The sequence below is a fragment of the Mangrovibacterium sp. genome (genome assembly GCF_041596335.1).
In the GTDB taxonomy this organism is placed as follows: domain Bacteria; phylum Bacteroidota; class Bacteroidia; order Bacteroidales; family Prolixibacteraceae; genus Mangrovibacterium.
In genome coordinates, this window is record NZ_JBFHIT010000090.1 from 1 (window position 1) to 11,470 (window position 11,470).

At 43.2% G+C, this 11,470-nt stretch carries 12 protein-coding genes; 8 read left to right on the plus strand and 4 right to left on the minus strand.

Annotation, left to right across the window (positions count from 1 at the left end; all coding sequences use genetic code 11):
- The first annotated feature begins 43 nt into the window (after positions 1-43).
- The 8 genes from ABZD21_RS19100 to hemE all read left to right on the plus strand — a co-directional run bounded on the left by ABZD21_RS19100 (position 44) and on the right by hemE (position 7,779).
- Positions 44-802 carry a phosphosulfolactate synthase gene (locus tag ABZD21_RS19100; RefSeq protein WP_372776732.1) on the plus strand — a complete coding sequence of 253 codons (759 nt, stop codon included), beginning with the start codon at positions 44-46 and terminating at the stop codon, positions 800-802.
- 268 nt (positions 803-1,070) lie between these two features.
- A complete protein-coding gene (locus ABZD21_RS19105; RefSeq protein ID WP_372776733.1) occupies positions 1,071-1,445 on the plus strand; it encodes a hypothetical protein in 375 nt (124 codons plus the stop codon).
- A gap of 47 nt (positions 1,446-1,492) precedes the next feature.
- A complete protein-coding gene (gene hemA / locus ABZD21_RS19110; RefSeq protein WP_372776734.1) occupies positions 1,493-2,746 on the plus strand; it encodes a glutamyl-tRNA reductase in 1,254 nt (417 codons plus the stop codon).
- Positions 2,739-3,668 (plus strand): hydroxymethylbilane synthase, encoded by a 930-nt coding sequence (gene hemC / locus ABZD21_RS19115; protein ID WP_372776735.1) that lies wholly within the window; start codon positions 2,739-2,741, stop codon positions 3,666-3,668. The genes hemA and hemC overlap by 8 nt, the downstream gene beginning before the upstream one ends.
- A gap of 5 nt (positions 3,669-3,673) precedes the next feature.
- Entirely contained in the window at positions 3,674-4,420 is a 747-nt protein-coding gene (locus tag ABZD21_RS19120; protein WP_372776736.1) for a uroporphyrinogen-III synthase, read from the plus strand.
- 4 nt (positions 4,421-4,424) lie between these two features.
- Positions 4,425-5,417 (plus strand): porphobilinogen synthase, encoded by a 993-nt coding sequence (gene hemB / locus ABZD21_RS19125; protein ID WP_372776737.1) that lies wholly within the window; start codon positions 4,425-4,427, stop codon positions 5,415-5,417.
- A 22-nt stretch (positions 5,418-5,439) separates the two neighbouring features.
- Positions 5,440-6,729 carry a glutamate-1-semialdehyde 2,1-aminomutase gene (hemL, locus tag ABZD21_RS19130; protein ID WP_372776738.1) on the plus strand — a complete coding sequence of 430 codons (1,290 nt, stop codon included), beginning with the start codon at positions 5,440-5,442 and terminating at the stop codon, positions 6,727-6,729.
- A gap of 18 nt (positions 6,730-6,747) precedes the next feature.
- On the plus strand, positions 6,748-7,779 hold the full coding sequence (hemE, locus tag ABZD21_RS19135) for a uroporphyrinogen decarboxylase (RefSeq protein ID WP_372776739.1): 1,032 nt from the start codon (positions 6,748-6,750) through the stop codon (positions 7,777-7,779).
- A gap of 63 nt (positions 7,780-7,842) precedes the next feature.
- Here the strand turns inward: hemE and ABZD21_RS19140 are convergent, their stop codons facing one another.
- The 4 genes from ABZD21_RS19140 to ffh all read right to left on the minus strand — a co-directional run.
- On the minus strand, positions 7,843-8,295 hold the full coding sequence (locus tag ABZD21_RS19140) for a DUF3276 family protein (protein ID WP_372776740.1): 453 nt from the start codon (positions 8,293-8,295) through the stop codon (positions 7,843-7,845).
- 115 nt (positions 8,296-8,410) lie between these two features.
- On the minus strand, positions 8,411-9,226 hold the full coding sequence (locus tag ABZD21_RS19145; protein WP_372776741.1) for a M48 family metallopeptidase: 816 nt from the start codon (positions 9,224-9,226) through the stop codon (positions 8,411-8,413).
- A gap of 127 nt (positions 9,227-9,353) precedes the next feature.
- Positions 9,354-10,232, minus strand: coding sequence for a bifunctional methylenetetrahydrofolate dehydrogenase/methenyltetrahydrofolate cyclohydrolase FolD (folD, locus tag ABZD21_RS19150; protein WP_372776742.1), 879 nt, complete (start codon positions 10,230-10,232; stop codon positions 9,354-9,356).
- A gap of 16 nt (positions 10,233-10,248) precedes the next feature.
- Positions 10,249-11,470 (minus strand): signal recognition particle protein (gene ffh / locus ABZD21_RS19155; RefSeq protein ID WP_372776743.1); only part of this gene is annotated, 1,222 nt, incomplete at its 5' end.

The window sequence follows — 11,470 nt, forward strand, 5'->3', positions numbered from 1 at the left end:
AAAAAAATTGATCAAAAAACACGAATCAACCAAATTATAAAAAATGAATTTTAATTTGCCGTTTGTCCCTGAAAGACCTGCACAGCCCAGGCAGTCGGGTGTTACAATGATGATGGACAAAGGATTATCTCTGCGTGAAGCCGAAAATTTCTGTGAAGTATCAGCTGAATATACTGACATCGTTAAGCTCGGATTTGGCACAGGTCTATTGACCCCAAAGTTCAAAGAAAAAATAAAAATCTATCAGCAAGCAGGGTTACGTCCATACTTCGGAGGAACCATGTTTGAGGCGTTCATTGCCCGGAACATGTTTGACGATTATCGACGTTTTATCACTGATGCCGGTGTTGAATATGCCGAAGTTTCAGATGGTGTTTTGCCAATTGAACATGGAAAAAAATGTGAATACATCAACATGTTGTCTAAAGACTTCGTTGTTCTTTCGGAAGTTGGCACAAAGCTAAAAGGGAAAGAAATCACCAATGACGAATGGGTCAGCTGGATGCTTTCTGAACTTGAAGCCGGAGCATGGAAAGTAATTGCCGAAGCACGCGAAAGTGGCAACATGGGCATCTATAACGACGATGGCTCAGCGAATTCTGAATTGGTTTTGGATATTCGCAATCACGTCGATCCCGACAAAATTTTATGGGAGGCTCCGCTAAAAAATCAGCAAGTCTGGTTCATTAAATTGCTGGGACCCAATGTTAATCTTGGAAATATTGCGGAAAACGAGGTCATCCCTCTGGAAACCCTGCGTCGCGGGTTGCGTGGAGACACGTTATTGAGTTTTCTACCATAATTCCAGATCACACGAAATGGCATATCCCCGAAATTCGGGGATTTTTTTTTCTTATCGGTTGCCGTTTTCTGAAAGGACTCCTTCTTTTTCGATAAAAAGCCGGATTCCCGGAAACCAAATCGAATTGCACTTGTTTTTAAACTGGAAACTTTAGCAGGGTCTAAAAAGCTGAAAAAAGCGCAGTGTATTGACATCTATCAATTTTTTATGGATCGATCAATACCAAAACTTTGAGCTGGAATGTTAACTTTGCTACAAATTGAAGGAAATGTTTATAGTAGGATTAGCTGGATCAACAATACCATACCTCCTTTTAATGGGCTTTATGCTTGTTCTTACTTTGAGCTTTAATGCCGAAGTATTGAAGAACAAAAGTAAAATCCAGGAAAATGAAAAGGAAATTCTTGTTGTATTAAAGGCTGACTTGCAATATTCTCAACCTACAAATTTCGATTACACAAAGCACCATCTCCTTTCGTTTAAATTATCCGACAATCTTAAAGAAACAATCTCCGTACAAGAAACTAGTCAGAACGACTATCGCAATCACACAGCGAAAAACGTGGTTTCCAGCTTGGGTTCACGATACAGTTCCGACTATTGTAGCGGATACTTTGGTTTATCGCCCCCTTTGTTTGCTTAATTTCAGCCAACAAATTAACAAACCGAAGTTTAATTATTTTCTTCACCATGATTGGAATTATTGGATTAAGCCATAAATCGGCACCTGTAGATATTCGAGAGAAATTTGCTCTGGATAAAACTGAAAGCGCCCAATTAGCCAAGCTAATGTGCCAAAATAAGTATATCCAGGAGATTGTAATTCTATCCACCTGCAACCGAACTGAAATTTACTTTAAAGCTGACGAGTGTTGTTCTTCAGGCGCTTTCAACATCATTTTTGGTTTCCTGAATAAACATGCCGCCGTTTGCGATGACCTCAATGCACACTTTTATCGTTTCGCACACGAAAGCGCCGTAACTCATCTTTTCCGGGTTATTTCCAGTTTGGAATCGATGATATTAGGAGAATATCAGATTGTTTCTCAAATTAAGGACGCCTACAACCAGGCTGAGCAAAATGGGACTGTCGGAAAAGTTTTAACCAGATTATTTAACAAAGCATTGGAAACCGGCAAATTGGTTCGCTCAAATACCAAGATGAGTACGGGAGCATTTTCGGTAAGCTATGCTGCAGTTGAACGGTGCAATGACCAGTTTAAAAACTTGAAGGATAAAAAAATTCTGCTGATTGGTGCTGGAGAGACCGGAGAATTGGTGATAAAAAACCTGTACAAAAAGGGATGTAAAAACATAACGGTAACCAACCGGACACAAGCTAAAGCCGACGAGTTGGCTAAACGCTACAGCGGGCAGACGATTCCATACGATCAAATGATGAGTGGCATCCACGATGCGGAAATTATTGTCAGTTCGATTACAACAAAAGAACCAATCTTTAATGCAACATCGGTAAAACCACACCTGAACGGTCATCCCAAAGTGATGATGATCGACTTGGGAGTACCACGCAACATTCACCCTGATGTAACGGAACTACCTGGCATATCATTGATTAACGTTGACGATCTGGAGGAAGTGGTTGCCGGCAATCAAGAGAAAAAACAAGCTTTGGTTTCGGTCGCCGAAGAAATTATCTCTCAGAAAGTCGCCGAATTTTTGGATTGGTTAAATAGCCGCAACCTTTCGCCGGCTATCCAACAAATAATTTCGTCCATTAGCACAGTCAATGCGAACGAATTAGCGATCTTCCAAAAATTTCATCCTGACGAGGATTTTCAGCAAATGGAAAAATACGGCAAACACATTACCGAGAAACTAATCAATTCAATGATTAAAAATCTGAAATCAATCAGCGACAATGGCCGCCGTACGGAATACATTAAAGTTGTCAACGATCTCTTTTCCCAAATCAATGAGTAATACGACCATCAAAATAGGCACACGGGGCAGCAAACTGGCTCTGTGGCAAGCATCACAAGTTAAAACGGCTATTTCCGCAGCCTTCCCTGACCTGAATGTTGAAACAGTAGTTATTAAAACGAAGGGTGACATCATTCTCGATGTCTCGCTGTCGAAAATTGGCGATAAAGGTTTGTTTACCAAAGAAATTGAAACGGCCTTGCTAAACGGAGAAATCGATTTGGCAGTGCACAGTTTGAAAGACCTGCCAACTGAATTACCCGAGGGGCTGTGCCTTGGAGGGATGCTACCACGCGGTGAAGTTCGCGACGTATTTATTTCGAAAGATGGCCGCAAGCTGAATGAAATGACTGCCAACGACCGAATTGCCACATCAAGCCTTCGCCGCAAAGCACAAGTTCTGGCCTATAATCCAAAATTGAATATTGTCGACATTCGCGGAAATGTAGATACCCGACTGAACAAAATGAATGACGGTCATTGCGACGCATTGCTGATGGCAGGAGCCGGAATTATTCGCTTGGGGTACGACAAACACATCACCGAATTACTCGACCCTGCAATTGTTTTACCGGCTGTTAGCCAAGGCGCTGTTGCCATCGAAATCCGTGAAGATGACGAACATATTCAACGAATTATCGATGCCATTTCTGACGAAAAGACATGGAATACCACCATGGCGGAACGCTGGTTATTGCGAACTCTTGAAGGAGGTTGCCAAGTCCCGGTAGCCTGCTACTCAGAATTGAAAAACGACCAGCTAACACTGACAGGCCTGGTGGCTTCAGTTGATGGTACTAAATTAATTCGGAAACAAATTAGTTGCTCCATCGAAGAAGCATCGGAAAAAGCAATTGAATTAGCTGAAGCAATTTTGGCTGATGGGGGAAAAGAAATCCTGGATGAAATCCGCACGGTATAGCAGTAATGGCAGACAGACTTACCGATAAAATTCATGGCAAAATAATCATCTGTACTTTCCCAAAACCCTACCCGGACGATTTTGCAGCTCCGCTCGAAGAAGCCGGTGCGGAAGTACTTTATATGCCTGCTATCGAAATTCGAGCACTCCCCTACCACCTAAAAAAAGACATCAATAGTTACGACTGGATTGTTTTCACCAGCAAAAATGGCATTCGCTTTTTTAAAGAAGAACTGGAAATGAAGACAATGAAGCATATAGCCGTTTTGGGTGATGCGACTGCAAGCGAATTGAGAAAGCGGGGTATTAGCCCCGATTTTATCGGAAGTGGGCTGTCTGGTGTTGATTTTGCAGATGAATTAAAGCAAAACGTCGCCCCCGGAGAATCTATTTTGCTGATTTTGGGTGAACTGGCGCCGAATACACTGATAAACACCCTTAATAATCGGAACCCGGTTGACAGGATCAATGTTTACCAAACCATAGCGCCAGACAAACTCAACCCAAAATTTACGACGCTCATTCGCCAAAATCAATACGATCTAATGCTAATTAGCAGTCCTTCGGCCATAAAAAATTTATACCTTGCACTTCAGCCTCAAAATATTGAATGGAGACTAGTCAGTATTGGCAAAACAACGACCGCAGCATGCCGTGATTTGCAAATTGAACCTTTAGCCACAGCAAAAGAATCAAGCTATAAAGGACTGGCTGAAGCAACACTGGAATACTTAAAAAACAAAAAAATATAGCCTTATGAGTTATCCTGTTACTCGTTTACGGAGACTTCGTAAATCAGCAGTTATACGCAATATGGTTCGCGAAACTGAAGTTAATCGCGACGATTTAATTATGCCTTACTTTGTTTGTCCCGGAGAGAACGTTTGCAATCCAATCAAATCAATGCCGGGCAATTCGCAATTGTCAATCGATCAATTGGTAAAAGAAGTTCAAGATTTGTATGCAACCACCGGAATTGATAAAATCTTACTATTCGGAATTCCGGAAAGCAAAGACGAGCACGGTCATGTTGCCTGTCACCTCGATGCCATTGTTCCAAAAGCAATCCGTGCTTTAAAAAAAGCAATTCCTCAGGTGTTGATTGTGGCCGATGTATGCAACTGCGAATACACGACACACGGACATTGCGGTACAATTGTCGACGGCGATGTTGACAACGACAGCACCCTTCATACTTTAGCGGCACAATCGGTAACGCTGGCAAAGGCTGGTGCTGATATTATAGCACCTAGCGACATGATGGATGGCCGTGTTGGTGCTATTCGCAATGCGCTGGATGAAAGTGGTTTTCAAAATACCCCGATTATGGCTTATTCCGCAAAATATGCCTCTGCATTCTATGGTCCATTCCGCGATGCAGCCGAAAGCGCACCTAAGTTTGGCGACCGAAGCACCTACCAAATGGATCCGGCAAACGGCGATGAAGCACTGCGCGAAGTTGAGCAAGACATTATTGAGGGAGCCGACATGGTGATGGTAAAACCCGCGCTGAGTTACATGGACATTATTAGCCGGGTAAAATCCACATTCAATATGCCGGTAGTGGCCTACAATGTGAGTGGCGAATTCTCAATGGTAAAAGCGGCGGCTGCCAACGGATGGGTTGACGAAGAACGAATGATTAAAGAAATTTTAACCTCTTTAAAACGTGCCGGTTCTGATGTAATTATCACCTACCATGCCAAGGAGTTTGTTTTAAGTGAGTTGAAAAAAGGGAACCGAGTTTAGGATTGGAAAAAACGTCAGTTTTATGAGTTACAAAAAAAGTATCGCGGCTTTCGAGGAAGCCAAACAACTAATTCCGGGAGGAGTAAATTCTCCTGTACGAGCCTTTAAAAGTGTACAGGCCGACCCATTGTTTATTGCCAAAGCCAAAGGAGCCCGCATTTGGGATATCGATGGAAATGAATATATCGATTTCGTGTCTTCATGGGGACCGCTCATTCTGGGTCACGCCAATCCTGCGATTGTTGAAGCGGTGCAAAAAGCAGCCGCGTTGGGCACCAGCTACGGTGCTCCAACTCTCATTGAAACCGAAATGGCCAAACTAATTACAGAAATGGTTCCTTCGGTTGAGAAAGTTCGAATGGTAAATTCAGGAACCGAGGCAACAATGAGCGCTTTACGCCTTGCTCGCGGATACACCAAACGCGATTTGGTCGTGAAATTTGCCGGATGCTACCACGGACATGCTGATGCTTTTTTAATTAAAGCCGGCTCGGGTGCAATTACTCTTGGATTACCTGATAGTCCCGGTGTAACCAAAGCTTCGGCACAGAACACGTTAACCGCGGAATACAACAACCTGGAATCGGTGAAACAATTGTTTGAGGCTAGGGGCGAAGAAATTGCTGCTGTTATTCTGGAGCCTGTAGCCGGAAACATGGGCTGTGTACTTCCTGATCAGGAATTCCTGCAAGGCATTCGCGAAATCACCTGCCAATACGGAGCTTTACTTATTTTCGACGAGGTGATTACAGGATTCCGTTTATCGGCCGGAGGAGCACAGCAACACTTTGGAATCCTCCCCGACCTTACAACTTTAGGTAAAATAATTGGAGGTGGACTTCCGGTTGGCGCATACGGAGGGCGCAAAGAAATTATGGATTTATTGGCTCCTGAGGGGCCGGTTTATCAAGCCGGAACCCTTTCGGGCAACCCGCTGGCAATGGCTGCCGGAACAGTGATGTTACGCACCCTAAAAGAAAATCCTTCAATTTACAAGGAGCTTGAACGTAAAGGTGCTAAAGTTGAGACCGGACTGAAAACCGCTTTGGCGAAAAATGGTGTGCCCGCAGTTATAAACCGGATCGGATCGATGATGACCCTGTTCTTTACGGAAGAAAAAAGCGTGAATTCGTTCGATCAGGCAATGAAGTCGAATGCTCCCCGATTTGCGAAGTTCTTTAAGAAATCGCTGGAAAGTGGCATCTATCTGGGACCATCACAGTATGAGTGTTTCTTCATTTCTGATGCTCACACGGATGCGGACCTCGATTACATGATTGAAGCTGCCGACAAAGCCTTTCAAAGCCTCTAACACAAACAAACGAAGACCATGCAAGATTCTATTTTCTTAAATAAACTAAAAGGACTGGAAACCGAACGTCCACCGGTATGGTTTATGCGCCAGGCCGGACGGGTTTTGCCAAACTACAATAAACTAAAGCAAAGCTATACGTTTCACGAGCTGATGGAAGATCCCAAATTAGCTGCGGAAGTAACGCTGATGCCAATCAACGATCTGGGTGTTGACGCGGCTATTCTGTTCTCGGATATCCTCGTAATTCCGAATGCCATGGGCATGGATCTTGAGTTTACCGATCATGGTCCTGTATTCAGCAAACCACTTAAAGGACTGCTCAATCCGACCGATCACCTGGTACCTGCTCCTGAGAAGTTGGAATACATCTATCGAAACATAGAGGAAATCATCCGGCAGCGACCGGCTAACATTCCTTTAATTGGATTCTGTGGTGCCCCCCTCACAACCTTATGCTATATGATTCAGGGAATTAGCTCAAACCCTAATTTTCCGGATGCCATTAAGTTCCTTTTTCAACATAAAAAGGAAGCCCAGCGCTTGATTGACGCCATTGCCGATCTTTCAGCTTATTACGCTAAAAAGCAAATTGAGCACGGCGTAGATGCGTTCCAACTATTTGAAACACATGCGAATTTGATCCCTGCTGAAATGTATGTTGAAATGTTTATGCCGGCAGTGAGAAAAATAAGCGATGCTGTTCGGTCGACTGGTACACCGTTCATTTTCTTTCCAAAAGGCTTGGGAACAGGGCTGAAATACATAACACCAGAGCTGGCAGATTTTGTCAGTATCGACTGGCAAATGCCTATCGATCATGCCCGGGAATTAGTCCATCCCGAGCTTGGACTGCAAGGCAATCTGGATCCCCGTTACCTTTACGGCACGCAGGATGATTTGAAAGTCCAACTAGAAAAATACATTCCGTTTTACAGGAAGCATCCCAATTTAATTTTTAATCTGGGACATGGTTTTCTGCCGGATATTCCTTACGAGAATGCGAAGTTCGTAGTTGACTGGTTAAAGTCGGTTGATTGGAAAAAATAGGATGAACTTACACATAAAAAGAGGAAGTCGATGACTTCCTCTTTTTATTTAATATCGTATCCTTTAATTACTTAAATCCTCAAAATCGACATTTGTGTAGTCTTTTACCATTTTTTCAGCCACAAGTTCTAGTTCTTCATCCAGATCCTCGGCTGCAAGCGCGATTGGTTCTTCTTTCTCAACTAGCTCTTCAACCTCTTTATAGTTCGGCTCGGCGTCTTCTATCGGCTGTTTACTTAAAATAAAATCTACAACATCGTTTAACCCATCAGCAAATTTCTCAAAATCTTCTTTATAGAGAAAAATCTTATGTTTCTCAAAATGAAATCGTCCATCCTGTTCATAATGCTTTTTACTCTCCGTGATGGTTAAAAAATATTCATCTTTACGAGTTGATTTCACATCGAAGAAGTAGGTTCTTTTACCGGCTCGCACAGCATTAGAATATATCTCCTGCCTAAATTTGTTCTCCGACTCCTCGTTCAATTCATCATGCTTATCAAATCCTTCCATCATGTCTGTTTTTTTATAGGTTTGTGTTAGTTTATATCCAAAATTAAACAAATATTCTGAAAATCACATAAACCTGTTAACAAACAGATGGTCAGATTTAACCATACAAATGTTCATTTTAATGGCCCTGATAATACTTCAACGCCTCTGGCATTAACTTCTCCAGTGCAGCGATTCTATTCTCGTCGACCGGGTGAGTACTAAGCCATTCGGGAGTGCCACCGCCATTGGCCGACATTCTTTTCCAAAAAGCAACAGCTGATCGGGGATCATAGCCGGCAATAGCCATAAAAATCAATCCCATTTGGTCTGCTTCGTATTCGTGCTTACGCGAAAAGGGCAACATCACTCCAACCTGTGTTGTTGCTCCATAAGCCATATTATAGAGTGCTTGTGTTTCTTCCGGTTTCTCCTGAATTGCAGTTGAAAGTGCAATTCCTCCCATCTGAACAATCATCGCGTGACTCATGCGCTCGTTTCCATGTCGCGCTACAGCGTGCGCAATTTCGTGCCCCATTACCACAGCGATACCGTTTTCATCTTGCGTGTATGGCAATATTCCGGTGTAAAAAACGACTTTCCCTCCGGGCATACACCAGGCGTTTGGCACATCGCTATCAACCAAATTAAACTCCCATTTGAAGTTTTCGATGTAGCTTTCGAAACCATTATCTTTTAAGTACTTTTCGACCGCCGCTGACACCTTAGCACCAACTTCACTGATCATTTCGTTTTGCTGTTTATTGGTCGACAGCTTATTTTCTTTCAAGAACTCATCGTAGCTAGTCAAACTCATTGACACCATTTCAGACTCGGATATTAAGCTTAACTGACTGCGTCCGGTCAATGGTACTGACTGACAGGAATGCAGCGACAACAAGGCTGCGAGCACGACTCCAAAAAAAGAAGTACTGCGAGAAGAGCGTAAATTCATAGGTATGTTTTTTTAGTGTTTCAAAAAGGATTTTCGATCGTTTCGATTTCTTACCCCAATATAAACAAAATGAAACGAAAAAAGGTGACCTCGCGGATCACCTTTCTACTATATATTTTGTTGCTACTTAGTCTTTGTATATCGTCTTTTTTGCAGCAAGTAAAGTATTTTTGAGAAGAGACACCCGAGTCATCGGACCAACACCTCCAGGAACAGGGGTGATAAAAGCGCATTTTTCAGCCACTTCATTGAATACCACATCGCCTTTTAGTCGCCAGCCTGATTTAGTTTCTGTTGATTTCACGCGAGTTGTTCCCACGTCAATCACCACCGCACCTGGCTTTACCATATCGGCCGTTACGAAGCCGGGAGATCCAATTGCCGCGATCAAAATGTCGGCTTTAGCACAAAGCTCTTTCAAGTTTTTTGAACGGCTGTGGGCAACAGTAACAGTGGCGTTCATTTCCTTTTGCGACATCAGCACACTCATTGGCCGACCAACAATATTACTCCGGCCAATGACCACACAATCTTTACCTGAAGTTTCGATACCGTGTCGCTTAATCAGCTCAACAATACCATCCGGAGTTGCTGAAACAAACGAGGGTAATCCGATCACCATTCGTCCAACATTAATCGGATGAAAACCATCCACATCCTTTTTCGGGTCGATCGCTTCAATTATTTTTTGTTCAGAAATATGCTTTGGTAGTGGCAACTGAACGATAAATCCATCAATATCCGGATCGTTGTTCAATTCATCAACTTTTGCCAGTAATTCAGCTTCGGTCACGTCGTCCTCGTAGCGAACCATACTCGATTTAAAACCAACTTCTTCACAGTCCTTGATTTTATAGGCGACATAAGTTTCGCTTCCGCCGTCGTGGCCTACCAGAATAGCAGCAAGATGTGGTGTTTTTCCACCTTCAGCCTGTATCTGCTTTACTTCTACTGCAATTTCGGACTTAATGATCGCAGCCGTTTTATTTCCGTCAATTAGTTGCATATCTCTTAGTCTATGATTAACGTCTTCTCATATTTCCCATCATATTGCGCATATTATTGCCTGAAGAGACCATACGCATCATTTTTCGGGTTTCGTCGAATTGCTTAATCAAGCGGTTGACTTCCTGTATATTGGTTCCTGAACCTTCGGCAATCCGTTTCCGGCGCGTTCCGTTCAGCAGAGCCGGATCTTCACGTTCCGCAGGGGTCATCGAGTGAATAATGGCTTCAATGTGTTTGAATGCGTCATCTTCGATGTCAATATTTTTCAATGCTTTACCCATGCCAGGAATCATTGCTGCCAAATCCTTCAGGTTACCCATTTTCTTGATCTGCTGAATTTGTGACAGGAAATCGTTGAAGCTGAATTGATTCTTTGCCAGTTTCTTTTGTAATTGACGGGCTTGGTCTGCATCAAACTGCTCCTGAGCACGCTCAACCAGAGAAACGATATCCCCCATCCCAAGGATGCGGTCGGCCATACGTTCCGGGTGGAATACGTCAAGCGCTTCCAATTTTTCGCCTGTACCAACAAACTTAATTGGCTTATTCACAACTGAACGAATGGACAAAGCGGCACCACCACGGGTATCTCCATCGAGTTTGGTTAGTACGACACCATCAAAATCCAGTCGATCGTTAAATTCCTTAGCGGTATTCACTGCATCCTGACCGGTCATGGAGTCAACCACAAACAAAATTTCGTTCGGATTCACCGCTGCTTTTACAGCTGCAATCTCGTTCATCATTTCCTCATCAATCGCTAAACGACCGGCGGTATCGATGATGACCAAATTGTGATTGTTTTCGCGGGCAAACTTAATAGCTGCTTTGGATATTTTTACGGGATCCATATTTCCGGCCTCTGTATACACCGGAACATTAATCTGATCTCCCAATACTTTTAACTGATCAATCGCTGCCGGACGGTAAACGTCGCAGGCAACCAACAACGGACTTTTTCCTTTTTTCGATTTTAGGAATTTTGCGAGTTTACCGGAAAAAGTTGTTTTACCCGATCCTTGCAAACCAGCCATCAAAATAATGGTAAGACCACTCTGCAAATTGATATCGACAGATTTGCCCCCCATCAGGGTTGCTAATTCGTCGTGCACAACTTTCACCATCATTTCGCCGGGTTTTACGGCGTTCAAAACGTTTTCGCCAAGGGCTTTTTCCTTAACCGTTTCGGTAAATGATTTGGCTATTTTAAAGTTAACGTCAGCATCCAATAAGGCT

What these genes read in the sequence shown, in the direction of transcription:
- ABZD21_RS19105 (WP_372776733.1), top strand. Translation starts at nt 1,071, where the DNA reads ATGTTTATAGTAGGATTAGCTGGATCAACAATACCATACCTCCTTTTA.
- folD (WP_372776742.1), bottom strand. Translation starts at nt 10,232, where the DNA reads ATGCAACTAATTGACGGAAATAAAACGGCTGCGATCATTAAGTCCGAA.
- ABZD21_RS19100 (WP_372776732.1), top strand. Translation starts at nt 44, where the DNA reads ATGAATTTTAATTTGCCGTTTGTCCCTGAAAGACCTGCACAGCCCAGG.
- hemC (WP_372776735.1), top strand. Translation starts at nt 2,739, where the DNA reads ATGAGTAATACGACCATCAAAATAGGCACACGGGGCAGCAAACTGGCT.
- ABZD21_RS19120 (WP_372776736.1), top strand. Translation starts at nt 3,674, where the DNA reads ATGGCAGACAGACTTACCGATAAAATTCATGGCAAAATAATCATCTGT.
- hemE (WP_372776739.1), top strand. Translation starts at nt 6,748, where the DNA reads ATGCAAGATTCTATTTTCTTAAATAAACTAAAAGGACTGGAAACCGAA.
- ABZD21_RS19145 (WP_372776741.1), bottom strand. Translation starts at nt 9,226, where the DNA reads ATGAATTTACGCTCTTCTCGCAGTACTTCTTTTTTTGGAGTCGTGCTC.
- hemA (WP_372776734.1), top strand. Translation starts at nt 1,493, where the DNA reads ATGATTGGAATTATTGGATTAAGCCATAAATCGGCACCTGTAGATATT.
- hemL (WP_372776738.1), top strand. Translation starts at nt 5,440, where the DNA reads ATGAGTTACAAAAAAAGTATCGCGGCTTTCGAGGAAGCCAAACAACTA.
- hemB (WP_372776737.1), top strand. Translation starts at nt 4,425, where the DNA reads ATGAGTTATCCTGTTACTCGTTTACGGAGACTTCGTAAATCAGCAGTT.
- ABZD21_RS19140 (WP_372776740.1), bottom strand. Translation starts at nt 8,295, where the DNA reads ATGATGGAAGGATTTGATAAGCATGATGAATTGAACGAGGAGTCGGAG.